The organism is Paucibacter sp. JuS9 (assembly GCF_044043925.2).
Lineage (GTDB): Bacteria > Pseudomonadota > Gammaproteobacteria > Burkholderiales > Burkholderiaceae_C > JAUASW01.
This window is the reverse complement of record NZ_CP194172.1, coordinates 4336929-4362822: the sequence shown is the minus strand read 5'-3', so window position 1 is coordinate 4362822 and position 25894 is coordinate 4336929. Positions and strand designations below refer to the sequence as shown.

The window sequence follows — 25894 nt, the reverse complement described above, 5'->3', positions numbered from 1 at the left end:
GCTAACTGCTGCGCCGCATCCTGAGCTCGAAGATCACGCCGTCCGCCACATTGCGCGCATTGACGCTGCCGTCCATCTTGGCCAGATAGCTCCTGGCCACGAACAGCCCCTGGCCACGACGCTCGCCACCCTGAGCTTCGGGCTGGTCGGAGACGCCGTACTCGAAGATCTTGTCCAGCAGGTGCTCGTCGATGGCCGGCCCCTGGTTGTGGACCGTCAGCAAGACCTGGCCCTCGGCTTCCCCGGCCGTGATACTGATCGGTGTACCGACAGGCCGGTAGCGGTCGGCATTGCGCAGCAGGTGCGTGATCACGTCTTCCAGCGAATAGGCATCGGCCCGCGCCCATAGCGGCGTGCCGTGCGCCTCGTAACGCACATCGGCAATGTCGGCGAAGGCCGCATTGGCGGCCACTTCCTGCAGGAACTGGTCGATGTCCAGGCGGCCCGGGGCGAGCTGGGCCGAGGCAATCGCCTCGCTCGGCGATGCGGCGCCGTAGAGCACCCGCACCGCCTGCTGCATGCGTTGCAGATAGCGGTGGCTGGCATCTTCTGGTGAGCCATGCAGTGCCATCAGCGATTGCAGGGGCGACATGATCTCGTGCCCCACCGCATGCCACATGTCGCGCTCATGCTCGGCGCGCAGATGCTCGCGACGGATGCCGTCGCGCGTGCGCTCCAGCAGGTCGGACAAGGAGCCGGCCAGGATGCCCACTTCATCGCTGCCGCGCAGGTCCGACACATCGAGCCTGCCCAGGCGTTGTTCGACCTGCGGATGCTGCACTTCGTACGACACCGCTGCCGCCCGCCTGGTGAGCCGTGCCACCCGGCGCATCAGCCCGAGCTCGATGATCAACCAGGCCAGGGCGATGGCCGCCAGCATCGCACCCACCAGCCACGAGGCGCGCGCCGCGCTGGCGCTCAGGGAGCGGTCCAGGCTGCGCCAATCGCCCCGCAAGGCGAGCTCGTAGCGGCCCAGCGGTGTCACCACGCTGTCTTCGGCTAGCAGCGCCGGCGCCTGCACCTGCACCGGCAGCCGGCGGATCAGCCGGGTCAACCAGGGCGAAGGAATCTCGGCCGGGTCGGCCGAGCCGCGCAGCGTCGTCACCGGCCGGCCATCGCGGGTGATGGTCAAGGTCTCGCCCGGCTGCAGCGATTGGCCCACGCTGTTCAGCGAGACCGGCGGCAGGAGCGTGCCGGCGTCACTGTCGAACAAGGGCGCGGCGCCGTTCGGCGCCAGCATCTCCATGCGCACTTCGATGCGGTCCAGCTCGGCCGGCGGCCAGGTCGGCGCGGGCTGCCGGAACAGCGCGTTGCGAAAGGCCTCGACCGGCAGACGGATCGAGTACAGCGTGCGGCGCGGGCAATCGGCGCCGTTCGTGTTCCTCAGGCAAGGCCCTTCGCGCCACAGCCAGCCGCGAAAGTCGCGCGTCGGCCTTGCGCGGACCGGCAGCTCATCCGTGCCACCGAGGAAGCCGGTGAGCCGCCCGAGCTGGCCTTCGCCGCCGCTTGCCATCGCTTCGAAGGGCGCGATCCACTGCTCGCTGCCACCGGGCAGCTTCACCGTGATGCGTGCGCGATGCAGGCCGGCCAGTGCCGAGGCGCCGTGCTCACGCCCGACCAGCGGACCGGCGTCCAGGCTGCCCACGAGATAGATGAAGGCACCGGCCGCCGCCTTGCTGCCCACGGCCACGCACAGGCTGGCGCCATCGCTGAACTGCAAGGTGCAGCCCGACATCTCGACCGCGCGCTGCGCCTTGGTCGGGTCATCGAAATCGATGGCCGAGAAGGGCAGCAGCAGCGGCGTGATCGGCCGCCTGCCCTGGAAGCCCGGGTTCAGGAGCGCCAGCTGGCCGGTCGGGTGGCGCAGTTGCGCCGTGATCTCGCCGAGCGAGCGCTTGAAGCCCTGCTCGTAGCGCTGATAGCTGCGCTGCTTTTCTTCCAGCAAGAGCGAGACCGCCAGCGCCAGCGTGGCGGCAGCCAGCAGCAGAAACACGCCGTGGAAAACGATGCGGCTGCGAAAGGCCGCCAGGCCCAGGCGCGGCACCTCGTCGAGCGCCGGCAGTCTCATCGGCCGGTCCAGCGGAAGCCGCGCATCGGCACGTTCTCGATGCCGTCAAACGCCGGGTCGACATCGCGAAACGCGTCGCGGATCGTGCTCACATGCTTGCACACGTTGTCCTTGTTGCGGCCGCTCTTCACCACCTCGAACAGCTCGTCGTAGCTGACCACTTCGCCGCGCCGCTGGTGCAGGGTGGCGAGGATGCGCTGGGCCGTGAGCGGCAGGTTGATGCGCTGGCCGCGCCACATGGCCGAGCGTTGCCACAGCGGGTCCAGCGTCAGCTCGGCCTCCACGGGCGCCGAGGAAGCGGCCGGGCGGCGGGCCCGGGCGGCGCGCAGCATGTCCAGAAAAGTCTCGATGAACTCGGCTTCATCGAAGGCCGTCTTCTGCAGATAGTCCCAGGCGTCGAGCGCCTTCATGATGCCGCGGTAGATCGCGGCCGGCATGGCGGACACCACCAGCACTGGCGTGCCCTGCTGCAGCTTGTTGATCGCGTTGATCAAGGCCACGCCGGCATGCCGCTCGCGGCCGAGCTCGATGTCCAGCAGCACCATGTCGTAGCCGCCGGTCGCAAGCGCTGCCTCGGCTTCGTCCCGGGTGAACCACTGGTCGACCTGCAGCTCCGGCCGGGCGGCGCGTATCCAGCCGACCAGCTGGTCGCTGGTGGGGCGGTCGTCTTCGATGACGGCGACTTTGTTGCTCATGACGCTCGCCGGGCCGCCCCAAGAGCGGCATGCGCCCCCTCGGGGGGCAGAGAAGCGGCAAGGCCGCGATCGTGGGGGCTCAAGGTCATGCGGTGGATTATGGGAGCCGGTCGCAGCCCGGCCTGTGAAGCTTTCTTCCGAGCCCCGGAAGAGACTCACCCGCGCGCCGCCTTGTTGCTTCCTGCCCGGGCGCCGAATCATGCAGCCATCGCCAACCCCAAGGAGAAGCGCGATGGAACTGATGCAAAGACTCAAGGCCCTGCCCCAGGCGATCCGCAACGCCATGCCAGCAATGTCGGGCATGGCGGCCGTGAATGGCCGCGTGCTGGGCACCCTGCTGGTGGCCGGCGCCATCGGTACGGCGGGCTACCTGTTCGTCAGCCATCCGCCGCTCTACACCGTGCAGCGCGGCGAAGCGGCCGTGCGCAGCAATCTCTTCACCGGCGCGGCCACGGTCTGGACCGACGGCCGCATCCTGGCCTTGCCCGGCGTGCATGAGGTGCGCGGCCTGCCGCTGCACGACCTCAGCTACCGCGCCACCAACATGAGCCGCGCTGATGGCTCGGCGCCCTTGCAATCGGTCGAAGGCCTGTCTCTGGGCCTGGACCTGACCGTGCGCTATGGCATCGACCCGAACCGCCTGGCGCAACTGGCCCGCAGCCTGCCCGACAACATCGAGCGCGACCTGGTCGAGCCGGCCTTGCAAGGTGTGGCCTACCGACTGGTGGCCAAGCGCACCGTGCGCGAGATCTTCTCCAGCCAGCGCGCCGAGCTGCAGCAGCAGATGGAAGCCGAGCTGCGCGTGAAGCTGGCGTCTGACGGCATCCTCTTGCGCAGCGTGCAGATCGGCAAGGTCGACCTGCCGGCCGACTACCGCCGCGGCATGGACGCGCTGCTGGCCGAGGGCCTGTCGGCCGAGAAGATGCGCTACACGCTGGAGTTGAAGGACAAGCAGGTCAAGCAAAGCGAGCTGGAAGCCGCTGCCGACAAGGTACGCCGCGAAATCGCCGCCGAAGCAGCCGGCCGCGAGCAGGTGCTGGCCGCCAAGGCGCAGGAAGAGGCGATGAAGCATGTCATCCCCTTCAAGCAGCGCCAGATCGAGCAGCGCGAGCTGGAAGCCAAGGCGCAAAGCGCCTCGCGCATCAGGGTGGCCGAAGGCGAAGCGCAAGCCCGCCGCATCGAGGCCGAGGGCGAAGCGCAGGCACGCCAGAAGCTCGCCGATGCCGAGGCCTACCGCATCGCCCAGCTGGGCAAGGTCAATGCGCAGCAGATGGCCACCGAGGGCGCGCTGCTGTCAAAGCATCCTCTGCTGGTGCAGAAGACCATGGCTGACAAGCTTTCGGACAAGGTGCAAGTGATCATCGCCGCGCCTCCGGCTGCCGGGGGCTTCATCGGCAACGCATTGCTGGGTGCCGGCAAGCCGGCGGCGCAATCGGAAGAAGGCAAGGAGTAAGCAGTCATGAGCAAGAACAAGCTTCGCGTGTGCAGCCTGCCGGTCCTGCTGGTGATGGGCCTGTCGCTGGCGGCCGCCTGTCTCAACGTCGCCGCCGCTGCGGAAGCCGGCAAGCCGCTGGGCGCCGGCCTGGTCCTGCACGACCAGGCCCCGCTGCGCGGCGCCGCGCGTGACTCGGCACCCTTGCAAGCCAGTCTCTGGCGTGGCGAGGCGCTCGAGATCCGCGCCGAGCGGCTCGACCACTACCAGGTCTGGGACTACCGCCGCGAGCGCGGTGGCTGGCTGCGCAAGAGCCAGATCTACCGCCTGCCGAACGATCCCAATGAGCTGCTGGCCAGCTTGCGCCTGGTGCGCCTGCAGCAGGGCGCGGAAGCCTTGGGCCTGGGCCTGGCCGCCGCCTATGTGCAGAGCGCTTCTCGCGAGCAGCTGAATGGTGCAGGCGGCACTGAAGCGCTCGATGCGCTGGGCACGCTGGCGGAGCGCATCGCGGACCGGGCCAACCTCGGCAACAAGAACAACGAAACGCTGACCGCCGCCCAGCTCGACGTGGCCGCGCGCTACGGCCTGCGCTATGTGAGCATCAACCAGCCCGATGGCCGGGTGCTTCTCTGCTATGACGGCGATGCCTTTCGCCGCGTGCTCTCGATGCCGGCGGCCGCCGAGGCTCAGGCCCGCGCAGCGTTGGCGTTGACCCGCCCCGATTGCTCGGATCCGGCCGCCCTGCCCTCGGACAAGGAAAAGCTCGACGCCTGGCGCGCCGAGGTCTTGAGCCATGTGGATGTGCAAGACCTGGCCCCGCACTGGAAGAACCGCGTCCTGATGCGCCGCGCCGCCGTGCAGGCCAGCCTGGCTTTCGCGCGCCGCGAGGCGGCGGCGTCAACAGCGGCGGCGCAAGCCTCGCTGGCTGACTTCGCCAGCCTGCAGCCGACTGAGCTGGCCGAAGACGATCAAGCGAGCTGGAACGACACCGCCATGCGGGTGAATGCGATGCGCTGGGCCGCATCGCCGCGCCTCTCTTCGCGTGAGTTCGGCAAGCTGCAGATGAGTCTCTCCGCCACGCCGGAAGGCGAGCAATGCCTGAGCCTCACGGACGGCAACCCGGCCAGGCCCTTGCTGCGCCGCTGCAGCTTCGGCCGGGTCTGGCTGGCTTCGGCAAGTCTCAACCGCGAGGGCAATGCCATCGCCATCGCCGCCCAGCCGCTGGAGGGCTGGCGCGAGCTGTGGATCCTGCACAAGAGTTCCGAGGGTTGGCGCCTGCAGGTGCTGCCACCCACCGCCGCCCATCCGGGCCTGGGCTATGTGGAATTCGCTGGCTGGGTGCCCGGCGGCAAGCAGGTGCTGGTCAGCCGCGAGGCGCGCGCCGAAGGGCGCTACGCCCGCCGCACGTTCGAGCTGCTGAACCTGCAAACCCTGGCCACCGAACGCCAGGCCGGCGAGCCGCAACTGCTGGGCGCCTTCCAGCGCTGGCAGGACCCGGCCTGGAAGCGCGAGTCGCTGGCGCTGCGCTGAGCGAACCGGGCAATCTTTGCCATGGCCTCCGGGGTGGCGCCACAATCGGCCTCCCCAGGAGGAGATGGCAACGATGTCTTACATGCTCTTGATCGTGGAACCGGTCGGCCAGCGTCAGGAACGCGGCCTGGAGGCCGGCCAGCAGGTCTATGACCGGATGCTGCGATTCGGCGAGATGCTTCAGCAGCGCGGCGTGCTGGTGGCGGCCAATTCGCTGGCCTCGACCCGGCGGGCCACGCGGCTGAAGGTGCGCGACGGCCGCTCGCAGGTGATCGACGGCCCCTTCGCCGAAGCCAAGGAAATGGTCGGCGGCTTCTTCCTGCTGGACTGCGTCAGTCGCGAGGAGGCGCTGGCCTATGCCGAGCAATGCCCGGCGGCCGAATGGGCGACGATCGAGGTCCGCCAGGTCGGGCCCTGCTTCGACGATTGAAGAAGAAGTTCGGCCCTCTTGTCGAAATTGGGCGGGCTGGTCCGTCGTATCCCTGAGCGCCCTCACGCCGGCGTGCTGACAGGAGAGACAGATGCGTTTCATGATCATCGTGCGGGCCAATGCGGCCAGCGAGGCCGGCGTCATGCCGGCCCCCGACAACGAGCTGCTGGCCGACATGCTGGCCTACCACGAAGAGCTTGCCAAGGCTGGTGTCCTGCTGGATGGCGCAGGCCTCAAGCCCAGCGCAGAGGGCTGGCGTATCCGCTACGAAGGCGGGCAGCGTCGCGTGGTGGACGGGCCCTTTGCCGAGGCCAAGGAGCTGATTGCCGGCTACACCGTGATCCAGGTCCGTTCTCGCGAAGAGGCGATGGAGTGGGCGCGTCGCTTTCCCGACCCGTTCAAGGGCATCAGCGAGGACAGCGTGATCGAGGTGCGGCAACTCTACGAACCGGAAGATTTTGAACCCGCCGCGGCCGCCGGCCTGGGAGGGCACTGACATGCTGAAGATCGTCCTGGCCAGTCTCAAGAAGATCGCCGAAACGCGCAGCTGAACACGGGAGCCGTCATGCACACCCAGATCTACGTCAACATTGCCATCAAGGACATGGCGCGCTCGCAGGCCTTCTGGCGCGAGCTGGGCTATGAGTTCAACCCCCATTTCACGAACGAGCATGGCGCCTGCCTGGTGCTGGGCGAGAACCTCTACGCCATGCTCCTGACCGAGCCTTTCTTCAGCAGCTTCACGGCCAAGCCGATTGCAGACGCCAAGGCCAGCACCGAGGTGCTGATCTGCCTGAACTGCTCGAGCCGCGAGGAGGTCGACAGCCTGGTGGCCAAGGCCGTGGCGGCCGGCGGCACCGCGCCGCGAGCACCGCAGGACCATGGCTTCATGTACGCCCACGGCTTCGAAGACCTGGATGGCCACATCTGGGAGCTGGCGTACATGAACACCAGCGCGGCCGCGAACCCGGAACGCGATGCCTGATCCGGCGCAGGTCACCCGGCTGGCGGCGACACAGCGGGCCATAGCGGCGGTCTGGCGCCTGGAGTCGGCCAAGATCGTCGCTCATATCGCTCGCATCACGCGCGACGTGGGCGTTGCTGAAGAGCTGGCGCAGGACACGCTCCTGGTCGCCCTGCAGCGCTGGCCGAACGAAGGCCTGCCGGACAAGCCGGCCGCCTGGCTGATGGCGGCGGCCAAGAACCGTGCGCTGGACCATGTGCGCGCTGCGGCTCTGCATGCGCGCAAGCATGAGGAGCTGGGCGCAGACCTGGAGGCACAGGAGGCGATGATCGTGCCGGACTTTGTCGATGGGCTGGATGCCGCAAGAGCCGATGACATCGGCGACGACCTTCTGCGCCTGATCTTCACCGCCTGCCATCCTGTGCTGTCCACCGAGGCGCGCGTGGCCTTGACGTTGCGCCTGCTCGGCGGGCTTTCCACCGCGGAAATCGCGCGCGCCTACCTGGTGGCCGAGCCCACGATTGCCCAGCGCATCGTGCGCGCCAAGAAAAGCTTGAGCGCGGCCCGCGTGCCCTTCGAGCTGCCGGCGCCCTCAGCGCGTCATGAGCGCCTGGCCTCGGTGTTGGAAGTGATCTACCTGATCTTCAACGAAGGCTACACGGCCACCGCAGGCGAAGACTGGCTGCGCCCTGCGCTGTGCGACGAAGCCTTGCGTTTGTCACGCGTGCTGATGGGACTGATGCCGGAGGAGGTCGAGGTGCTGGGCCTGAACGCCTTGCTGGAGATCCAGGCTTCGCGCGCCCATGCGCGAACCGACCACCAGGGCCGGCCGGTGCTCCTGATGGACCAGGACCGCAGCCGCTGGGACCTGCTCCTCGTTCGCCGCGGCCTGGCATCTCTCTTGCGCATTGCCGAGCTGGGCAAGGAGCTGGGGCCGTATGCCTTGCAGGCAGGCATCGCGGCCTGCCATGCGCGGGCGCTGCGGGCCGAGCAGACCGACTGGACCGAGATCGTCGCGCTCTACGACGCACTGTGCCAATTGCAACCCTCGCCGGTGGTGGAGCTCAATCGTGCCGTCGCCGTCGGCATGGCCGAGGGGCCGGCAGCGGCGTTGGCCCTGGTTGATGAGTTGGTGGACGAGGGCGCGCTCGCCAACTATCCCTGGCTGTTCAGCGTGCGCGGCGACCTGCTGGTCAAGCTCGGCCGCCTCAGCGAGGCGACGGTCGAGATCGAGCGTGCAGCGGCCCTCACCCGCAATGAGCGCGAACGCGAGCTCTTGCTTGAGCGCGCGCGCAAGCTCTCACAGCACTAGCAGGCTCAGGGCGCCACGTCGGTCCGCAGTACAGGGTAGAGATTGAAGCGCTCGTCCCAGCTGCTGTGGCGGCGGGCAAAGAAATCCAGGCGCTGGGCCGGGCTCTTGGCGAAGGCCGCGTCTTCGGCGATGCGCTTGTCGAAGGCGGCGCGCAAGCCCGGGTCGGCGGCCAGCTGTTCGCGGGCGACCTCCTCGGCCACATAGCCCTCCATGTACTCCTTGCGTTCGAAGTGGTTGTTGAAGAAACCCCAGGCGACGTAGGAGTCCGGCGCCAGCGGCTCCAGCACCGACATCACCAGGCGTGCACCGGGCTGGGCCATGGGCACGAACAGCGAACCGGCCGGCACGTCGCGGGCCTCGGCCGACCACTGGCCTTGCAGGTCCAGGCGCTGGTGGTTTTCCACCGACTGCATGCCGCGCTTGGCAGAGCTGGCGCGGAAGGTCTCCACTGCCGCCTTGACCAGCGGCGCCTTCAGGACGCGATAGCTGATGCCGTGCAGCTTGAGCTTGTCGGCCATCCAGGCCGCATGCTCGGCGGGGACGAGGTAGCCGGCCTTGGGCGCCGTGATCTGCAGGTCGGGCAGGATCTCGTCGCGCAGCGGCAGCTTCCAGAGCTCGGGCCTGGTTTCGTCGTAGCGCGTCATCAAGCCGCCGGAGATCTCGCTGGGTGTGCGGGTGTAGGCATAGCCGCGGAATTCGATCTCGCGCGCCTTGGGGCTGGCCTTCCAGGTCAGGGCCACCGATTGACCGCCGAGCTGGCTGGCGCGCGCGTCGGCATCCTTCGCCACCTTTTGCCAGGCGGCGCCGCTCGCACCCACGCGCTCCAGCACCGAAACCACGATGTTGCGCGTCACGCGCACGCGGTGTGGATAGTCCTTCCAGGAATGCGTTTCCACCAGCATGGCCAGGCGGTTGCGCAAGAGCGGGTAGCCGGTGGAGAAGCGGGGCGTGGAAACGCCGTCGGTAAAGCCCGAGGCCGGGTTGTCGTCCTCGTTGAACGAGGGATAGAAGACCACCGGCAACGAGCCCTGCCTGGCGATGTCGGCCGCCACGCCGTCGCGCCAGGCGCGGCCGACCGCGCGCAAGGCCTCGTCGCCGGCATGGACCGGCTCGACCTGCACCGCCACGTCATGCTCGAACTTGGCGCCGTCGGTCACATGCAGGTCCACGAGCACCAGCGGGTCCCACAGGTCGATCAGGCGCAGCATGGCCTGCATTTCGGGCGCGTCGGCCTTCACATAGTCGCGGTTCAGGTTGTAGTTCTGCGCCGTGGTGCGCCAGCCCATCTGCTCGGGGCCGCGCTGGTTGGGCCGGTTCCAGGCGGCGAAGCGCTCGTGGCCGTCGACATTGAACACGGGCACGAAGACCAGCACCTGACCCTTGAGAGCGCCAGGCGCGGCCTGACCGTCGAGGACCTGGCGCAGGGCGAGGAAGCCGGCGTCCTTGCCGTCGATCTCGCCGGCATGGATGCCGCCCTGGATCAGGCTGACCGGCAACTTCCGCTTGCGCGCCTCGGCCGGGGTGAGCGCACCGCTGTCCGAAGCCACCAGGGCCAGCATCGGCCGGCCCTGCGGCGTGCGGCCGAACTCCCAGCAGCGCACGCGGCCCGGATAGCGCTTCTCGAAGTCGCGGCACAGGGCCTGCACTTCGTCATAGCGCCCGGTCTTGAGGAAACCGCTGCGCTCGGAGACGGTGCTCAGCGGGGGCGGCGCGGCGAGCGCGCTGGCGGCAAGGAGGGAGGCGGCGAGAAGCGTGGAGAGCTTGAACATGGGCTGATCAGTCCGGGCGACAAAAGTGTCGCCGGACTGTACTAGCCGCCCGCTCGCTTTGCCGGATGTCCGGCCTTGACCAGCAGCTCGGTCACGCGCTCGGCATGGTCGCCCTGGATCTCGATCACCCCGTCCTTGACCGTGCCACCGGTGCCGCAGGAGGCGCGCAGCTTCTTGCCCAGCAGCTGCAGGTCGGCGTCGGCGAGGGTCATGCCCTTGACCAGGGTGACGGTCTTGCCGCCGCGGCCCTTGCTCTCGCGCCAGACGCGGGCCACACCGTCGCCGGCCGGCTTGGCGGCTTTCTTCAGTGCCGCACAGCGGCAGTCGGCCAGGGCCTGCCGGCAGTCCGGGCAGGTGCGGCCGGACTCGGTGGAGTAGACCAGTCGGCTGCCGCCGCTCATCGCTTCGCCCCCGAGGCGGCGGCGGGCGCCTGCAGCTGGCGGCGCTGCTGCTCGTAGTCGCGGTAGTCCTGGCTGTTGCGGCGCCTGCATTCGGTGCGCGCCGTGGCGTCCTGCATCTGCTCGCAGTCGCGCAGGGCGGTCTGCTGGCCCATGTCGTACATCAGCTCGCAGCCTGACAGCAGCGAGAGAAAGAGGAGCGCGACCAGGGCTTTCATTTGTCAACCTCGCGCTTGTCGTTTGCCTGCTCGCGCAGCATCCGGTTCATCAAGGCAAAGAAGCGGTCGTAGAAGTCGCCGGCTGGAATTGTCTCGCTGGCCACCTTGACCAGTGAATCCTGCGAGGACGACAGCGGCACCGAGATCGAGCCGATGGCGCTGATGCCGATGCTGCTCGCGTTGGTGCTCTTCTTGATCGCGTAGCGGTCCTGCTGGGCCGAGACATAGGCGGTGGCGATCTGGGCGTTCTTGCCGTCGGCCACGCAGACGATGTTGAAGCTCAGCTCCACATGCACCTCGCCCTCGGGCTGGAAGCGCTTGCTGCCGTTGATCGCACCCTCGCGGACATTGGTGATGATGTAGCCCTGGCTCAGGAGCGCGCGGCGCGCCGCCTCGCAGGTCTCGGCCACGCCGCCGTCGAACAGGCGCGAGAAGGTCTCGTCGCTCTGGAACTTCTCATTCAGGTAGACAGCGCTCTTGGGCGTGGCTTGCAGCGGCGTCGACAAGCCGCAGCCGCTCAGCAGGGCGGCGGCAAGCAGGCCGCCGGCGAGCGGGCGAAGGAAGGAGCGGTGGGTCTTCAGCATTGGCGCGCATTATCCCAGTGCGAACGGCGGCTGCTGGCGGAGCTCGCACCGTATCACCCATCCTGGGGTGATGCTAAGCTGGCCCGGCTGCAAGGAAGCGAGCCATGAACCTGTCGCGACGCCATCATCTGAGCGCCCTGCTGGGCCTGATGGCGGCACGGCCGGCGCTGGCCGGCAATGCGCGGCTGGCCAAGCTGGCCAGCGCCGCGCGCGCCGAAGGCCAGCTGGTCAGCACCGGCATGCCCGACAGCTGGGCGAACTGGCGCGAAACCTGGCACGACCTTCTGCACGAATACGGCCTCTCCCATGTGGACCACAACCTCAGCAGCGCTGAGCAGCTGACCCGCCTGGCCAGCGAAGGCCGGGCGGCGAGCATCGACCTGTGTGACGTGGGCTTCGAATTCGCAGCGCAAGCCAAGGCTGCCGGGCTCACGCGCGCCCACAAGCCTCTCCATTGGGAGCAGATTCCCGATTGGGCCAAGGACGCCGATGGCCATTGGGCCCTGGCCTACACCGGCACGATTGCCTTTGCGGTCAACACCCGGCGCGTTCCGCAGCTGCCACGCAGCTGGCGCGCCCTGCTGGCCAGTTCGGCGCGGGTGCTGATCGGCGATGTCGGCCCGACGGCGCAGGCCAATGCCGCCGTGCTGGCCGCGGCGATCGCGCTGGGTGGCAGCGAGACCCGGCTGGAGCCCGCCTTGCAAGGATTTGCCGAGCTCGCCAAGCATGGCCGCCTGATCAGCGACAACCCGACCCTGCCGCGCATGAAGGTCGATCATGCGGATGTCTATGTGATGTGGGACTTCAATGCCTTGTCGCTGCGCCACCGCCTGGGCAACGCGGGCGACTTCGAGATCCTGATTCCCGAGGACGGCTCGGTCGTCAGCGGCTATTCGCCCCTCATCAACAAGCATGCGCCGCATCCCAATGCAGCCGTGCTGGCGCGCGAGTTCATCTTCAGCGACGAGGGCCAGCTGAACCTGGCCCGCGGCAATGCCCGGCCGATCCGCATCGACCACCTGAAGCTGCCCGAGAGGGTGCGCCGCCGCCTGGTGGACAGCGCCCAGTACCGCAATGCACGCGCCTTGCAGCCGGTGCTGTGGGCGCGTGAATCCAAGAAGCTCACCAGCAGCTGGCAGCGGGAAGTGCTGCGCAGGCCAGGGTGAGGACGCGCTGAAGACCTTGTTGGTGCGCCCGGGTTTGCCCGCGCAGCCCAGTCTGGTGCGGCGGGCGTAGACTGGTCCGACACAGTGGTGCACCGGTGCCCTTTTGCACCGCCAACGTGCTTTCGCTGTGATCCGCACAGGAGGGTGTCCACGGTGCAGCGCAGCGATATTGCCGATCCGGCCTATTTCCACAAGGTCGTCGACTGTCAGTGGGCCTGTCCGGCCCACACCCCCGTCCCCGAATACATCCGCCTGATCGCCCAGGGCCGCCATGACGAGGCGTACATGGTGAATTGGGTGTCCAACGTCTTCCCCGGCATCCTCGGACGCACCTGCGACCGGCCCTGCGAACCGGCCTGCCGGCGCGGCCGGGTCGAGGAAAAGAACTCAGCCAAACCCGAGGCCGTGGCCATCTGTCGATTGAAGCGCGTCTGCGCCGACAACAAGACGGACGAGCTGCGCGCACTGTTCCCCAAGCCACAGTCGCGCAATGGCAAGCGGGTCGCCTGCATCGGCGCCGGCCCGGCCTCCCTCACCGTGGCGCGCGACCTGGCCACACAGGGCTATGCGGTCACCGTCTTCGATGGCGAGGCCAAGGCCGGCGGCTTCATCCGCACGCAGATTCCGCGCTTCCGCCTGCCCGAGTCGGTGATCGACGAGGAATGCGGCCACATCCTGAACCTCGGCGTCGAGCTGCGCGCGGGCGAGCGCATCGCGTCGATGAAGGCGCTGCTGGACGAGGGCCATGACGCGGTCTTCGTCGGCTGTGGTGCGCCGCGCGGGCGCGACCTGCAACTGCCCGGCCGCCAGGAAGCGGGCGCCAGCATCCGCATCGGCATCGACTGGCTGGCCTCGGTGTCGTTCGGCCATGTCACCAGCGTCTTGCCGCGCGTCATCGTGCTCGGCGGCGGCAACACCGCGATGGACTGCTGCCGCTCCGCGCGGCGCCTCGGCGCCAAGAGCGTGACGGTGGCGGTGCGCAGCGGCTATGCGCAGATGAAGGCCTCGCCCTGGGAGAAGGAAGACGCCGAGCATGAGGGCATTCCCATCCTCGATTTCCATGTGCCCCTGGCCTTCGAGCATCAGGGCGGCAAGCTCACCGGCATGCGCTTCAAGACGACTCAGACCGGCGAAGAGATCACCATCCCCTGCGACGAGGTGCTGATCGCCGTGGGCCAGGAGAACGCCTTCCCCTGGATCGAGCGTGACGCGGGCATCGCCTTCAACGAGCACGGCTTGCCGCAGCTCGATGCGCAGAGCTTCCAGTCCAGCCTGCCGCAGGTTTTCTTCGGTGGCGATGCAGCCTTCGGCCCCAAGAACATCATCACCGCCGTCGCGCATGGGCACGAGGCCGCAGTGTCTATCGACAGGTATCTGCACGGCGAGGCGGTCAGCAAGCGGCCGCCGCCCTACGTGAACCTGATGTCGCAGAAGATGGGCATCCACGAGTGGAGCTACGACAACGCGATTGCCAACGACGCCCGCTACAAGGTGCCCTGGACCGCGGCCGAGAAGGCGCTGGCCAGCATCAAGGTGGAAGTGGAACTCGGCTTCGATGCGGCCACCGCTTTCAAGGAAGCGCAGCGCTGCCTGAACTGCGACGTGCAGACGGTGTTCACCGACAAGCAGTGCATCGAATGCGACGCCTGCGTGGACATCTGCCCGATGGACTGCATCAGCTTCACGGCCAATGGCGAGGAAGCCGAGCTTCGCACGCGACTCAACGCGCCAGCCCTGAACATCGCGCAAGACCTCTACGTCTCGGGCGAGCTGAAGACGCAGCGCGTGATGGTGAAGGACGAAGACGTCTGCCTGCACTGCGGCCTGTGCGCCGAGCGCTGCCCGACGGGCGCCTGGGACATGCAGAAGTTCCTGTTGCAGACAACGAAGGCCGGCCCGGCTTGTCGGGATCATGAGACACGGAGGGCTGCCACATGAGCCGTATCGAAGCCGTCAACGATTTCGTCGTCAAATTTGCCAACGTCAACGGCTCGGGTTCGGCCTCGGCCAACGAGCTGTTCGCCAAGGCCATCCTGCGCATGGGCGTGTCGGTCAGCCCGCGCAATATCTTCCCCAGCAATATCCAGGGCCTGCCCACCTGGTACGAGGTGCGCGTCTGCGAGGCCGGCTGGCTGGGGCGGCGTGGCGGCGTGGACATGATGGTGGCGATGAACCCGCAGACCTGGGCCCAGGACCTGAAGGAAATCAGCCCCGGCGGCTATCTGTTCTACGACTCCACGCGGCCGCTGCCGCCCGAGGCCTTCCGCTCCGATGTGCACGTGATCTCGATGCCGGTCACGGCCATCTGCAACGCCACCTACGAAGACTCGCGCCAGCGCCAGCTGTTCAAGAACATCATGGTGCTGGGCGCGCTTTCGCAATTGATGGGCATGGACCCGGGCGAGATCGAGAAGCTGTTTGCCGAGCAGTACAAGGGCAAGGAAAAGCTGCTCGATTCGAACGTGCGCGCGCTGCATGCCGGCCGCGAGTTCGCGCGAGACCATCTGGCCGATGCGCTGGGCCTGCAGGTGCGGCGCGGCAAGGGCATTGGCAATCGCATCTTCATGGAAGGCAATGCGGCCGCGGCGCTGGGCTGTGTCTACGGCGGCGCCACGGTCTGCGCCTGGTACCCGATCACGCCGTCTTCGTCCGTCGCCGAATCCTTCGAGAAGTACTGCAGCAAGTACCGCGTAGATGCGGCCACCGGAGAAAAGCGCTACGCCATCATCCAGGCCGAAGACGAGATCGCCTCCATTGGCATGATCACCGGCGCCGGCTGGAACGGCGCGCGCGCCTTCACCGCCACCAGCGGGCCGGGCGTCTCCCTGATGAGCGAGTTCCTGGGCCTGGCCTACTTTGCCGAGATACCTCTCACCATCATCGATGTGCAGCGCGGCGGCCCGTCCACCGGCATGCCCACCCGCACCCAGCAGGCCGACCTGCTGGCCGCCGCCTATGCCTCGCATGGCGACACCAAGCATGTGCTCTTGCTGCCCGAGGATCCCAAGGAATGCTTCGAGCATGCGGCCGCTGCGCTGGACCTGGCGGACCGGCTGCAGACGCCGGTCTTCGTGATGACCGACCTCGACATCGGCATGAACCAGCGCCTGTGCGAGCCCTTGCAGTGGAGCGACGAGCGGCGCTTTGACCGCGGCAAGGTGATGACGGCCGAGCAGCTCGATGCCGGACCTGAGTTCGCCCGCTACAAGGACGTGGATGGCGACGGCATTCCCTGGCGCACGCTGCCCGGCACGCACCCGAGCAAGGGCGCTTACTTCACCCGCGGCACGACGCGCGACCCGCAGGCCCGCTATTCGGAGAAGGGCGAGGACTACGTCTACAACGTCGAGCGTTTGCTGAAGAAGTTCGCCACCGCCGCCACGCTGGTGCCGCAGCCGGTACTGCGCGGAGCAACGCGCAAGACGCGGCTGGGTGTCATCTACTTCGGGTCGACCAGCCCGGCCATGGACGAGGCCCTGCACGCGCTCGGCGCCGCCGATATCCATCTCGATGCCCTGCGCCTGCGCGCCTTTCCCTTCCCGGCCAGCGTCAAGGAATTCATCGAGGCGCATGAGCAGGTCTTCGTCGTCGAGCAGAACCGCGACGCGCAGATGCGCAGCCTGCTGGTGAACGAGCTCGAAGTGGCGCCAGCCAGGCTGACCAAGGTCCTGCACTTCGATGGCACGCCGATCACCGCGCGCTTCATCACCGAATCGATCACGCGCCATGTGCACGCCTTGGCGACGGCACCGCGCGAGCAGAGGAATCCGGCATGACCTATCTCGCCAAACCCACGCTGCACCATCCGTCCTTGCAGAAGAACAAGGTCGGCTACACGCGGCGCGATTACGAAGGCAAGGTCTCGACGCTGTGCGCCGGCTGCGGGCACGATTCGGTGTCCAGCGCCATCGTTCAGGCCTGCTGGCAGCTGGACATCGCGCCGCACCGCGTCGCCAAGCTCTCGGGCATTGGCTGCTCCAGCAAGACGCCGGACTACTTCCTCGGCGCCAGCCACGGCTTCAACACGGTGCACGGCCGCATGCCCAGCGTGCTCACCGGCGCGAACCTGGCCAACCGCGAGCTGCTGTACCTGGGCATCTCCGGCGATGGCGATTCGGCCTCGATCGGCCTCGGCCAGTTCGCGCATGCGATGCGGCGCGGCGTGCGCATGGTCTACATCGTCGAGAACAACGGTGTCTATGGCCTGACCAAGGGCCAGTTCAGCGCCACGGCCGACCGAGGCTCGGTGGCCAAGAAGGGCGCAACCAACAACGACGCGTCCATCGACCTGGTGGCGCTGGCGCTGCAGCTCGGCGCGACCTATGTCGCCCGGTCATTCAGCGGCGACAAGGCCCAGCTCGTGCCCTTGATCGAAGGCGCGATCCGCCATGGCGGTGCCGCTTTCATCGACGTGATCAGCCCCTGCGTGGCCTTCAACAACCATGCCGGCAGCACGCGCAGCTACGACCATGTGCGCGAGCACAACGAGGCCCTGAACCGCATCGACTTCATAGCCCTCGCCGCGCAGCAGGAGGCGGCCGGCGACGAGCAGGAAATCCTCGTGCCGCAGCCCGACGGCTCGCAGATGCGCTTGCAGAGAGTGTTGACGGACTACGACCCCACCGACCGGCTCGGCGCGATGAACCACCTGCAGGCGCTGCAGGCCTCGGGCGTGATACCGACCGGCCTGCTCTATGTCGACCCGAGCGCGCATGACATGCACACGGGCCTCAAAACCGTTGCCACGCCCTTGAACCGCCTGGCCGAGCGCGAGCTCTGCCCTGGCGCGGCCGTGCTCGACAAGATCAACGCCGGGCTGCGCTAGCAGCTTCGCCCCGCCCGCTCTTCATCGGCTTGTCACGAGCCGTCTCTATGGTCTCGCCCAATTCACACATCGGGCGAAAACCCTGGAGCGGTAGCAATGACTATCAAGAGCAAGACGAAGGTGGCGATGGCCGTCACCATGGCAATGGCCCAGATGGCCCTCATGGCCACGATGGCGGGCTGTTCCGGTGATGACGACCAGGCCGCGCCGGTCACGGTCAACGGGCGCCTGCTCGATGGCGCTGTCGAGGGCGTGCAATACAGTGCCTCGCCCTCCAAGCTGGCGGGCCGCACCGGTGCCGAGGGCGGCTTCCAGTGCCAGCAGGGCGACGTGGTGCGCTTCACGGTCGGTGACGTGATTCTTGGCGATGCGCTCTGCACCCAGACGTTGATGGCCTCCGAGCTGGCGTTGACGAGCAATCTTGCCGACCCGCGCCTGATCAACCGCCTGGTTTTCCTGCAATCATTGGATGATGACGACGACGCCAGCAACGGAATCCGCATCCCCGCCGCCGTGGCCGATGCCTTCAAGGGCAAGAGCCTCGATTTCACGGCTGCGCCCGACGTCTTCGAGGCCGCATTCAAGGCCCTGCTGCCCGCGAACCAGTTGGACAGCTACGGCCAGCCCTATGCCAGCCGCGCCATGGGCGAGCTGCGCCGCACGGCATCAAGCGAGCACTACGAATCGACACTGGCAAGCCTGATGGGCAAGACCGAGACCAGCAAGAGTACGCAGGCCACGGCCGGCGGCGATGTGCTCATCACCAAGTACGAGCTGCAGGCCGATGCCTCGATGTTCGTGCCTTACGAGGGCACGAACGCCGCCGCGAAGAAGGACTTTCCCAAGGGCTTCTACCCGGCCGTCGGCTCGGGCCTGGCCTTCAAGGGCAAGGCGGCCGATGGCAGCCTCGAGTTCTGGGGCATCACCGACCGCGGCCCCAATGGCGACAGCCCGAACGCACCTCGTCCCGACCAGGCCAGCGCTACCAGCATCACCAAGATGTTCCCGGCACCGAGCTTCACGCCTTCCATCGGCGTGATCAAGGTGGGTGCGGGTGGTGCGGTCACCACCAGCCTCCTGCCGCTGAAGTCCGACGCCAATACCAGGATCACCGGCCGCCCCGCGCCTTTCGGCGTGGTTGGCAGCAGCCTGGAGATTCCGCTGGACGACGCGCTGCGCTATGACGGTGCCAAGGGTGGTTTCGATGCCAAGGGCCTGGACAGCGAAAGCCTGGTCTATGACGACGCGGCCAAGGTGTTCTGGACCTCGGACGAATACGGCCCCTTCGTCGTCAAGATCGATGCCACGACGGGCGTGGTGCTCAAGCGCTACGAGCCCGGCACCGGCCCGGGCAAGCTGCCCGCCGTGCTGGCCCAGCGCCGCAGCAACCGCGGCATGGAAGGCCTGGCGATGGACAAGGCCAGCGGCAAGCTGCATGGCTTCCTGCAAAGCCCGATCGACGCGCTGGATGCGGCCGGCAAGTCCGTCGAGGTCATCGACAGCTCGGACCTGGACCAGGACGGCAAGAACACCGACAAGGTCAAAGTGCGCGACTTCGCCCAGTTCGCCCGCTGGTTGGAGTTCGACCCCAAGACCGAAACCTCCAGGCTGTACGCTTATCCCTTGAACCATGCCCTGTCGGCCAGCGGCGGCAAATGGGACCGCAACCGCACCGGCAGCGCCAAGCTGGGTGACCTGGTGAGCCTGGGCGAGGGCAAGTTCATCGTCATCGAGCAAGGTGCGGATGCGAATGGCCAGGTGCGCAACTTCCTGATGCTGGTGCAGGTGCCGAGCAATGCCACCGACATCAGCGCCCAGGGCAGCGAGCTGGAGAAGAACAGCATCGACGGCCTGACGGCCACGGCCACGCCCTGGAAGCAGGTCGTGACGCTGAAGAAGACGATGCTGCTGGACCTGAATGCCGCCGGCTGGTTGGCTGAAAAGGCCGAAGGCCTGGCCGTGGTGGATGGCCAGACCCTGGCGCTGATCAACGACAACGATTTCGGCCTGCGCACCACGCTGGTCGATGCCACGGGCAAGCTGGTCGACGGCGACCCGACGGCCTGCATGGTGGACGCGAATGGCAGCATCCTGAGCGACGGCGCCTGCGCCCCTGGCGCCACCGGTGTGCGTGTGACGCGCGGCAACGAGATCGAGCGTCGCACGCGCTTGTGGCTCCTGAAATTCCCTAAGGCGCTGGCAAGCTACACCCTGCCCTGACAGGGCCGAGAATGCGGCCTTCGCACAAGAACGAAGGTCCGCCATGCGCCGCCCCAGCCTCCTGATCAGCGCCCTGCTCGCCACCAGCGCAGCCGTGGCGCAGCCACTGCCGTCCTCGCAGTCTCCCGCCGCCGAGACACCTCTCGCCGCCCTGCCCTACACCCCGAGCCTGGACACCCAGGCGATGGACCGCTCGGTCGACCCCTGCGAGGACCTCTACCAGTTCGCCTGCGGTCACTGGAACAAGAACAACCCCATCCCCGCGGACCAGTCGCGCTGGTCGGTCTACGCCAAGATGGCCAACGAGAACCAGCGCTACCTCTGGGGCATCCTGGACAAGCTCTCTCAAGGCGGGCCCGAGCGAACGCCCAACCAGGTCAAGATGGGCGACTACTTCGCCTCCTGCATGAGCGAGGACGCAGCGCGCGCCCAAGGCCTGGCGCCCTTGCAGCCGCTGCTCACCAGCATCGATGCGCTGGCCGACAAGCGTGAGCTGCCCGCCCTGCTGGCCATGCTGCACCTGGCCACCAACAACGAACGCCTGTTCTTCCGCTTCGCCTCGGGCCAGGACTTTGCCGACTCCAGCCGGCTGATCGCCTTCGCCACCGCCGGCGGCCTGAGCCTGCCCGACCGCGACTACTACCTCGGGCAGGACGCCAAGTCAAAGAAGATCCGCGCCCAGTTCGAGGCCCACGTGGCGCGCCTGCTGGAGCTCGGTGGCGCCACGGCCGCGGCGGCACGCGCGCAAGCCAGGACGGTGTTGAAGATCGAAACCGCGCTGGCCCGCGCCTCGCTGAGCAAGGTCGACAAGCGTGATCCGTACAAGAGCTTCCACATCGTCAATGCCCAGGGCCTGCAGGCGCTGACACCGGGCTTTGACTGGGCCGCCTACCAGCAGGCGCTGGGCGCGCCGTCGGGCCTCACCCGCTTCAATGTCACCGAGCCGGCCTTCATGAAGGCCTTTGCCGCGCAGCTCAAGGCGCTGCCGCTGGCCGACCTGAAGAGCTATCTGCGCTGGCAGGCGCTGTCCAGCCATGCCGCGCTGCTGTCGCCCGAGATGGTGCAGGCCAACTTCGATTTCTTCGGCCACACGCTCAACGGCGTGCCGCAGCTCAAGGCTCGCTGGAAGCGCTGCGTCGAGCTGGTCGACCTGCAGATGGGCGAGGCCCTCGGCCAGGAGTTCGTCACGCGCAATTTCAGCCCTGCGCTTAAAGATGCGACGCTGAAGATGACGGCCCAGATCGAGACCGCGATGGCGGCCCGCATCGAGAAGCTCGAATGGATGAGCCCGGCCACGCGCAAGCAGGCGCAGGAGAAGCTGCATGCCATCGTCAACAAGGTCGGCTACCCGGACCGCTGGCGCGACTACCGCTCCCTGCCGGTGGCGCGCGGCGCCTTCGTGGCCAATGTGCAGGCGGGCCACGCCTTCGAGCTGCGCCGCCAATTGGCCAAGATCGGCCAGCCGCTGGATCGTGGCGAATGGGGCATGACGCCGCAGACCGTCAACGCCTACTACGACGCGCAGATGAACGACATCAACTTCCCGGCCGGCGTGCTGCAGCCGCCGCTGTATGACGCCAAGCTCGACGACGCGCCGAACTACGGCAACACCGGCGGCACCATCGGCCATGAGCTGGTGCACGGCTTCGACGACGAGGGCCGGCAGTTCGATGCCAAGGGCAATCTGAAGGACTGGTGGGGCAAGAAGGACGCCCAGGCCTTCGAGAAGCGGGCCGCCTGCGTGGCCGACCAGTACGCCAGCTACACGGTGGTGGACGACATCAAGATCAACAGCCGGCTGACCCTCGGCGAAGACCTGGCCGACCTCGGCGGCCTGGTGCTGGCCTGGGCCGCCTGGCAGGCGCAGATCGCCGACATGAAGCCCGCCTCACGTGACGGCCTGACGCCGGAGCAGCGCTTCTTCGTCGGCTACGCGCAGTGGGACTGCAACGATGCGCGGCCCGAGGCCTTGCGCGTCAAGGCCAAGACCGACCCGCATTCGCCCGGCCGCTACCGCATCAACGGCGTGGTGGTGAACATGGCCGAGTACGAGCGTGCATTCAACTGCAAGCCGGGCCAGAAGATGGTCAAGCCCGACGCGCAGCGCTGCAAGGTCTGGTGATCCAGGCAGGCTGCGCCGCCCGGCGCAGCCTCAGAACCCCATGCTGGCCAGCAGGTCGTCCACGTCGTCCTGCTTGAAGGCCTTGTCTGGCACCTGCGGGCCGGCCAGGTGTTCGACCTCGGGCGGATGCTCGGGGTCGGCCTTGGACGTTTCGATGAGGATGGCCAGCAGCTGGGCCTCGGTGCGGGTGATGATGTCCACGACCTTCTTGATCACCTGGCCGGAGAGGTCCTGGTAGGTCTGGGTCATCATGATGTCGCTGAGCAGCGTGCTCTGGCCATCGGCGAAGTTGGCAGCGCGCTCGGCATAGTCGCCACACTGCTTCAGCATGGCCCGCGCCATGACTTCGCTGATCTCGCCTTCGGAGCGGCGGCGCAAGGTCTCGGCCAGCTCGCGGCCGCGGGCGGCCACGCTGTCGCATTCGGGCATGCCCTTCTCGACGGCTTCCAGCACCTTGTGCGCCGCTTCCTCGGTCAGCTTGCCCACGTAGACCAGGCGGTCGCGGGCATCCGGGATCTCGCGCGTCACCTGCGTCAAGCTGCGGTCGTAGCCCAACTCGCGCAGGGCCTCGTGAAGGGTGCGAGCGAGATGACCGAGCTGTTCAAAGGCGATGGGTTGGAGCGGGATGGGTTGACTCACGACGACCTCGGAAGTGGATGGGATCGGCTCAGCTGGCCAGGCCGCGCTTGAGCATGATGTTGCGCAGCTTCTCGTTCAGCGTTGCGGCGGTGAAGGGCTTGACGATATAGCCATCGGCGCCGGCCTGGGCCGCTTCGACGATGTTTTCCTTGCGTGCCTCGGCCGTGATCAACAGCACCGGTGTCTTGGCGAGCTCGGTATTGGCACGCACCGCCTTGAGCAGCTCCAGCCCGTTCATATTGGGCATGTTCCAGTCGCTGACGATGAAATCGACACGGTTGCTTTCGACCAGCTTGAGCGCCTGGGCGCCATCTTCGGCCTCGAGCACCTGGGTGTGGCCACATTCCTTGAGCAGGCCACTGACGATGCGGCGCATCGTCGAAAAATCGTCGGCAACCAGAAAGGTGAGGGACTGTTGCTGCATGGTGTCTCCTGCGCCTGATTTTCTGCACCCGAGCTTTTGGATTGCTGACGAAACTCAAGTGCTGTCGAACAGCACACGTCTGAAAGGCAGCGTGCGTGAATTTTGCGCGGTTCCGGCGCGCCAGATGCGCAGCGGGCCGGCGGCCGCAGAGCATAGACTCCCTGGATCACCGGCTGATGGGCTTGATCGATGTCACGCAAGTCTCGCTTTGCTCGCCGACTGCTCGCCGCGCTGCTATGCGCTGCCGCCGCACTGGCGGTTTCGGCGCATGAGATCCGCATCGGCAGCTCGGCGGCGCTCAGCGGCCCGGCCGCCGGCCTGGGCCAGCGCTTCCATGCCGGTGCCGCCGCCTATTTCACTCACCTGAACCAGCAAGGCGGCATCGCCGGCTCGCGGCTGGTCGTCGACCTGCTCGACGATGCCTACGAAGCCGACCGCGCCAACGCCAACAGCCGCAAGCTGGTCGAAGACCCGCGCGTGCTGGCCCTGTTCGGCTATGTCGGCACGCCCACCAGCAATATGGCCCTGCCGTACGTGCGGCGCTGGAAGCTGCCCCTCGTTGGCGCATACACCGGCGCCGACGTGCTGCGCGAGCCCTACAACCCGCTGATCTTCAATGTGCGGGCCAGCTATCAGGAAGAAGCCCGGCAGCTGGCCGTGGCCATGAAGGCTTCCGGCGTGCGCACGCTCAACGTCTTCTACCAGGCCGATCTGTTCGGCCGTGCCGGCCTGGAGGCCATGCGTTCGGCGGCCACGGCCGTGGGCATCAAGATCCTCGCCACGGCCACCGTCAAGCGCAATACCGCCCAGGTGGATGCCGAAGCGGCAGCGCTGAGCACGGGCACGCCGGCCGATGCGATCTTCATGGTCAGCACCTATGCCAGCACGGCCGCCTTCGTCCGTGGTGCCCGCGAGAACGGCTTTGGCGGGCGCTTCTACACGTTGTCCTTTGCCGGCCTGGAGCAGCTGCGCAGCGCGCTGGGCAAGGTCCATTCCAAGGGCCTGACCATTGCCCAGGTGGTTCCAGATCCGGAGGACCGCAGCATTCCCGTGGTCGCCGAGTACCAGCAGGCGATGCGGGACGTTGGCGACAAGCAGTTCGACTCGATCAGCCTGGAGGGCTATCTGGCCGCGCGCGTCATGGCCGAGGGCCTGCGCCGGGCCCGACAGCCCCTCAGCCGCGAGAGCGTCGAGCAGGGCCTTGAAGCCATCGGCAGCCTCGACCTGGGCGGCTTCCACGTCCAGTTCGGGCCCGGGCTGCGCAATGGCTCGAGCCTCGTGGAGCTGCGTGTGCTGCCCTGATCGGTGGCTGCGCCCCGGCGCACACAGCCGGGCAAAAAGCTTGCTCGCCGATCTGCGTGGAAGTCGCCAAGCGGCACGTAGCCGTCTTTCATGATGGCTCGAAGATCAGGCCGCTTGGGCACTCTGTTGCGTTCGTGTCCCCCGGCCTTCGGCCTCCTCCTCTACCTCACTCCACAGAGCGCCCAACCGTCCTGATCCGCACCGCCCGTCGCCTGTGTCGAGGCACATGCCCGCTGGCGGCCTGCTCTTCGACCAATCCAAACACCAGAACACGAACGGCCGCAACTTGCCGCAAAGGGACATCCCCGGGAATCGGTGAAGAATCAAAAAAAGCCCCGGGCTCCAGGAGCACGGGGCTTTGTTCTGTGTTGTCGGGGCAGCACGCCCCGAGGTGTCAGGTCAGCGTTCGCGACGCAGCGCGCCTTGCGGCTTGGTGGTGCCGCCACCCATCACGAAGACGGTGTAGACGCCGCCTTGCAGCACGGTCAGGCCGGTGACGGAGTAGACCGGGTCGGCCGCGATCGGCGAGGTGACCGCCAGCTGCGAGCTGGTGCTGGCCGGCACGCTCAGCACGCTGGACGTGGCACCCGGCAGGATGTTGCTGGCGATGGCGCTGAAGTCCAGCGTCATGGTCAGGCCGGCAGCCGAAGTGGCCAGGCCGTTGACCAGGCGCATCTTGGCCGTGCCAGCGGTCGTCGGCAGGCGGTTGTCGTCGCTCAGGTTGATCAGCTGGGGTGCAGCCGCGTCGCCGTAGACCATCAGCGTGTAGTCGCCGCCAGCCGCCAGGTTCACGTTGGACACCGGCATGGCCACGCCATTCACCGTGACGTTGATGCCATTGGCACCGGCGGTCAGGGCCTGGTAGTCACCGATGGTCGGTGCCACCGAGCTTTGCAGCAGGGTCTTGGCGCCGGTGGTGGCAGACACGGTGGCATTGTTGCCAACCGCTGCGACGACACGAGCGCGTGCGATCGTGCTGGCGTAGTTGGTCGGGTTGCCTTGCTGCTGCATGAAGATGCCGTTGACCAGCACGCCGCCTTGCGTCGGGGTGAGGACCAGGCTGTGCACCTTGAGCGCTTCCAGGGTGATGGCCGGGATGTCCAGGCGCACGTCGTTGCGGTTGCCCGCGCCGGTCACGCGCACGCGGAAGGTGCCGCTGTTCAGCGACACATAGCCGCTGCTGGCTCCGCCATTGACCGTGCTGGCGGTGGGCGAGGCGTTGTCCAGGCTGTCGGCGGCTGCCGTCAGGTAGACGTCCACGGAGCCGGCGTCAGCGGCCAGGTTCAGCACCAGCAGCTTGGCGGTGCCGGCGGCCGTCGGGGCCTCGACTTCTTCTTCCAGCAGGGTGGTGCGCAGAGCGCCCGACCAGCCGTAGGCGATGATGCTGTACTTCTTGCCACCGGTCAGGGTGGGGGTGAGCGACGCGAGCGTGGTGCCCGTGCCATTGGCTTGCACCTGGCTGGCCGTGTCGCCCGTGTTGATGTCGCCGTAGCTGCCGGCTGCGGCATAGGCCACGCCGGTGTTGAGCTTGCTGCTGCTGCTGGTGATCGCGTAGTCCAGCGAGCTGTAGCCCACGCTGGCGTTGAGCAAACGGACCTGCGCCGTGCTGCTGCTGCTGCCGCCGCCACCGCCACCGCAGGCGGCCAGCAGGCTGCTGCCGATAAGGGCCACGAGTGTGGCCAAACTTCCAAAGCGCATCGCACTCTCTCCTGAAAAATATGGTCGCGATTGGACACGGCCACCGTGTCTGGCCCGCGTCGCAATTTGTGGGACTGTAAAGCATAGAGCGGTCTCCC

At 67.4% G+C, this 25894-nt stretch carries 22 protein-coding genes; 13 read left to right on the top strand and 9 right to left on the bottom strand.

Annotation, left to right across the window (positions count from 1 at the left end; translation table 11 throughout):
* Position 1: 1 nt before the first annotated feature.
* The gene (locus ABT392_RS19445; protein ID WP_395384868.1) at positions 2-2068 is read right to left on the bottom strand and encodes a sensor histidine kinase; all 2067 of its coding nucleotides are present in this window, start codon (positions 2066-2068) and stop codon (positions 2-4) included.
* Positions 2065-2763: a response regulator gene (locus ABT392_RS19440; protein ID WP_395384869.1), complete on the bottom strand. Its 699-nt coding sequence runs from the start codon at positions 2761-2763 to the stop codon at positions 2065-2067. Before ABT392_RS19440 ends, ABT392_RS19445 begins: the two co-directional genes overlap by 4 nt.
* A 232-nt stretch (positions 2764-2995) precedes the next feature.
* Here ABT392_RS19440 and ABT392_RS19435 point away from each other — a divergent pair, with 232 nt between their 5' ends.
* The 6 genes from ABT392_RS19435 (at position 2996) to ABT392_RS19410 (ending at position 8431) form a co-directional block, all read left to right on the top strand.
* Positions 2996-4216 (top strand): SPFH domain-containing protein, encoded by a 1221-nt coding sequence (locus ABT392_RS19435; protein ID WP_395384870.1) that lies wholly within the window; start codon positions 2996-2998, stop codon positions 4214-4216.
* A 6-nt stretch (positions 4217-4222) separates the two neighbouring features.
* Entirely contained in the window at positions 4223-5725 is a 1503-nt protein-coding gene (locus ABT392_RS19430) for a hypothetical protein (RefSeq protein ID WP_395384871.1), read from the top strand.
* A gap of 73 nt (positions 5726-5798) precedes the next feature.
* Positions 5799-6155 carry a YciI family protein gene (locus ABT392_RS19425; protein WP_395384872.1) on the top strand — a complete coding sequence of 119 codons (357 nt, stop codon included), beginning with the start codon at positions 5799-5801 and terminating at the stop codon, positions 6153-6155.
* A 91-nt stretch (positions 6156-6246) separates the two neighbouring features.
* The gene (locus ABT392_RS19420) at positions 6247-6651 is read left to right on the top strand and encodes a YciI family protein (RefSeq protein ID WP_395384873.1); all 405 of its coding nucleotides are present in this window, start codon (positions 6247-6249) and stop codon (positions 6649-6651) included.
* Between the two features lie 69 nt (positions 6652-6720).
* Entirely contained in the window at positions 6721-7140 is a 420-nt protein-coding gene (locus tag ABT392_RS19415; protein ID WP_395384874.1) for a VOC family protein, read from the top strand.
* Complete coding sequence (locus ABT392_RS19410) at positions 7133-8431, top strand: RNA polymerase sigma factor (protein WP_395384875.1); 1299 nt, start codon at positions 7133-7135, stop codon at positions 8429-8431. The genes ABT392_RS19415 and ABT392_RS19410 overlap by 8 nt, the downstream gene beginning before the upstream one ends.
* Before the next feature lie 5 nt (positions 8432-8436).
* On the opposite strand, the gene ABT392_RS19405 is transcribed toward ABT392_RS19410, so the two are convergent.
* From ABT392_RS19405 to ABT392_RS19390, 4 genes are read right to left on the bottom strand one after another with little or no spacing between them, the layout of a single operon-like run.
* Positions 8437-10200 carry a M14 family metallopeptidase gene (locus ABT392_RS19405; protein WP_395384876.1) on the bottom strand — a complete coding sequence of 588 codons (1764 nt, stop codon included), beginning with the start codon at positions 10198-10200 and terminating at the stop codon, positions 8437-8439.
* Positions 10201-10241: 41 nt separating this feature from the next.
* On the bottom strand, positions 10242-10601 hold the full coding sequence (locus ABT392_RS19400; RefSeq protein WP_334279806.1) for a translation initiation factor Sui1: 360 nt from the start codon (positions 10599-10601) through the stop codon (positions 10242-10244).
* Entirely contained in the window at positions 10598-10816 is a 219-nt protein-coding gene (locus tag ABT392_RS19395) for a hypothetical protein (protein WP_334279805.1), read from the bottom strand. The genes ABT392_RS19400 and ABT392_RS19395 overlap by 4 nt, the downstream gene beginning before the upstream one ends.
* A complete protein-coding gene (locus ABT392_RS19390) occupies positions 10813-11400 on the bottom strand; it encodes a DUF2242 domain-containing protein (protein WP_395384877.1) in 588 nt (195 codons plus the stop codon). Before ABT392_RS19390 ends, ABT392_RS19395 begins: the two co-directional genes overlap by 4 nt.
* Positions 11401-11504: 104 nt before the next feature.
* On the opposite strand from ABT392_RS19390, the gene ABT392_RS19385 reads away from it, so the two are divergent.
* From ABT392_RS19385 to ABT392_RS19360, 6 genes are all read left to right on the top strand, one after another.
* Positions 11505-12566 (top strand): extracellular solute-binding protein, encoded by a 1062-nt coding sequence (locus tag ABT392_RS19385; protein ID WP_395384878.1) that lies wholly within the window; start codon positions 11505-11507, stop codon positions 12564-12566.
* A 153-nt stretch (positions 12567-12719) separates the two neighbouring features.
* Positions 12720-14504, top strand: coding sequence for an FAD-dependent oxidoreductase (locus tag ABT392_RS19380; RefSeq protein ID WP_395384879.1), 1785 nt, complete (start codon positions 12720-12722; stop codon positions 14502-14504).
* A complete protein-coding gene (locus tag ABT392_RS19375; RefSeq protein WP_395384880.1) occupies positions 14501-16342 on the top strand; it encodes a 2-oxoacid:acceptor oxidoreductase subunit alpha in 1842 nt (613 codons plus the stop codon). The genes ABT392_RS19380 and ABT392_RS19375 overlap by 4 nt, the downstream gene beginning before the upstream one ends.
* The gene (locus tag ABT392_RS19370; RefSeq protein WP_395384881.1) at positions 16339-17391 is read left to right on the top strand and encodes a 2-oxoacid:ferredoxin oxidoreductase subunit beta; all 1053 of its coding nucleotides are present in this window, start codon (positions 16339-16341) and stop codon (positions 17389-17391) included. Before ABT392_RS19375 ends, ABT392_RS19370 begins: the two co-directional genes overlap by 4 nt.
* Before the next feature lie 96 nt (positions 17392-17487).
* Positions 17488-19611: an esterase-like activity of phytase family protein gene (locus tag ABT392_RS19365; protein ID WP_395384882.1), complete on the top strand. Its 2124-nt coding sequence runs from the start codon at positions 17488-17490 to the stop codon at positions 19609-19611.
* A 43-nt stretch (positions 19612-19654) separates the two neighbouring features.
* On the top strand, positions 19655-21733 hold the full coding sequence (locus ABT392_RS19360) for a M13 family metallopeptidase (protein WP_395384883.1): 2079 nt from the start codon (positions 19655-19657) through the stop codon (positions 21731-21733).
* Between the two features lie 30 nt (positions 21734-21763).
* Here the strand turns inward: ABT392_RS19360 and ABT392_RS19355 are convergent, their stop codons facing one another.
* Positions 21764-22372, bottom strand: coding sequence for a protein phosphatase CheZ (locus ABT392_RS19355; RefSeq protein WP_334279759.1), 609 nt, complete (start codon positions 22370-22372; stop codon positions 21764-21766).
* A 28-nt stretch (positions 22373-22400) separates the two neighbouring features.
* Positions 22401-22796: a response regulator gene (locus ABT392_RS19350; protein WP_334279758.1), complete on the bottom strand. Its 396-nt coding sequence runs from the start codon at positions 22794-22796 to the stop codon at positions 22401-22403.
* Positions 22797-22985: 189 nt separating this feature from the next.
* On the opposite strand from ABT392_RS19350, the gene ABT392_RS19345 reads away from it, so the two are divergent.
* The gene (locus tag ABT392_RS19345) at positions 22986-24098 is read left to right on the top strand and encodes an ABC transporter substrate-binding protein (protein WP_334279757.1); all 1113 of its coding nucleotides are present in this window, start codon (positions 22986-22988) and stop codon (positions 24096-24098) included.
* Positions 24099-24497: 399 nt separating this feature from the next.
* On the opposite strand, the gene ABT392_RS19340 is transcribed toward ABT392_RS19345, so the two are convergent.
* Positions 24498-25796 carry a DUF4397 domain-containing protein gene (locus tag ABT392_RS19340; protein ID WP_334279756.1) on the bottom strand — a complete coding sequence of 433 codons (1299 nt, stop codon included), beginning with the start codon at positions 25794-25796 and terminating at the stop codon, positions 24498-24500.
* Between the last annotated feature and the right edge of the window lie 98 nt (positions 25797-25894).

Excerpts from the sequence above, each read along its gene's own strand:
- ABT392_RS19445 (WP_395384868.1), bottom strand. The coding sequence starts at position 2,068 with ATGAGACTGCCGGCGCTCGACGAGGTGCCGCGCCTGGGCCTGGCGGCC.
- ABT392_RS19440 (WP_395384869.1), bottom strand. The coding sequence starts at position 2,763 with ATGAGCAACAAAGTCGCCGTCATCGAAGACGACCGCCCCACCAGCGAC.
- ABT392_RS19435 (WP_395384870.1), top strand. The coding sequence starts at position 2,996 with ATGGAACTGATGCAAAGACTCAAGGCCCTGCCCCAGGCGATCCGCAAC.
- ABT392_RS19430 (WP_395384871.1), top strand. The coding sequence starts at position 4,223 with ATGAGCAAGAACAAGCTTCGCGTGTGCAGCCTGCCGGTCCTGCTGGTG.
- ABT392_RS19425 (WP_395384872.1), top strand. The coding sequence starts at position 5,799 with ATGTCTTACATGCTCTTGATCGTGGAACCGGTCGGCCAGCGTCAGGAA.
- ABT392_RS19420 (WP_395384873.1), top strand. The coding sequence starts at position 6,247 with ATGCGTTTCATGATCATCGTGCGGGCCAATGCGGCCAGCGAGGCCGGC.
- ABT392_RS19415 (WP_395384874.1), top strand. The coding sequence starts at position 6,721 with ATGCACACCCAGATCTACGTCAACATTGCCATCAAGGACATGGCGCGC.
- ABT392_RS19410 (WP_395384875.1), top strand. The coding sequence starts at position 7,133 with ATGCCTGATCCGGCGCAGGTCACCCGGCTGGCGGCGACACAGCGGGCC.
- ABT392_RS19405 (WP_395384876.1), bottom strand. The coding sequence starts at position 10,200 with ATGTTCAAGCTCTCCACGCTTCTCGCCGCCTCCCTCCTTGCCGCCAGC.
- ABT392_RS19400 (WP_334279806.1), bottom strand. The coding sequence starts at position 10,601 with ATGAGCGGCGGCAGCCGACTGGTCTACTCCACCGAGTCCGGCCGCACC.
- ABT392_RS19395 (WP_334279805.1), bottom strand. The coding sequence starts at position 10,816 with ATGAAAGCCCTGGTCGCGCTCCTCTTTCTCTCGCTGCTGTCAGGCTGC.
- ABT392_RS19390 (WP_395384877.1), bottom strand. The coding sequence starts at position 11,400 with ATGCTGAAGACCCACCGCTCCTTCCTTCGCCCGCTCGCCGGCGGCCTG.
- ABT392_RS19385 (WP_395384878.1), top strand. The coding sequence starts at position 11,505 with ATGAACCTGTCGCGACGCCATCATCTGAGCGCCCTGCTGGGCCTGATG.
- ABT392_RS19375 (WP_395384880.1), top strand. The coding sequence starts at position 14,501 with ATGAGCCGTATCGAAGCCGTCAACGATTTCGTCGTCAAATTTGCCAAC.
- ABT392_RS19370 (WP_395384881.1), top strand. The coding sequence starts at position 16,339 with ATGACCTATCTCGCCAAACCCACGCTGCACCATCCGTCCTTGCAGAAG.
- ABT392_RS19365 (WP_395384882.1), top strand. The coding sequence starts at position 17,488 with ATGACTATCAAGAGCAAGACGAAGGTGGCGATGGCCGTCACCATGGCA.
- ABT392_RS19360 (WP_395384883.1), top strand. The coding sequence starts at position 19,655 with ATGCGCCGCCCCAGCCTCCTGATCAGCGCCCTGCTCGCCACCAGCGCA.
- ABT392_RS19350 (WP_334279758.1), bottom strand. The coding sequence starts at position 22,796 with ATGCAGCAACAGTCCCTCACCTTTCTGGTTGCCGACGATTTTTCGACG.
- ABT392_RS19345 (WP_334279757.1), top strand. The coding sequence starts at position 22,986 with ATGTCACGCAAGTCTCGCTTTGCTCGCCGACTGCTCGCCGCGCTGCTA.
- ABT392_RS19340 (WP_334279756.1), bottom strand. The coding sequence starts at position 25,796 with ATGCGCTTTGGAAGTTTGGCCACACTCGTGGCCCTTATCGGCAGCAGC.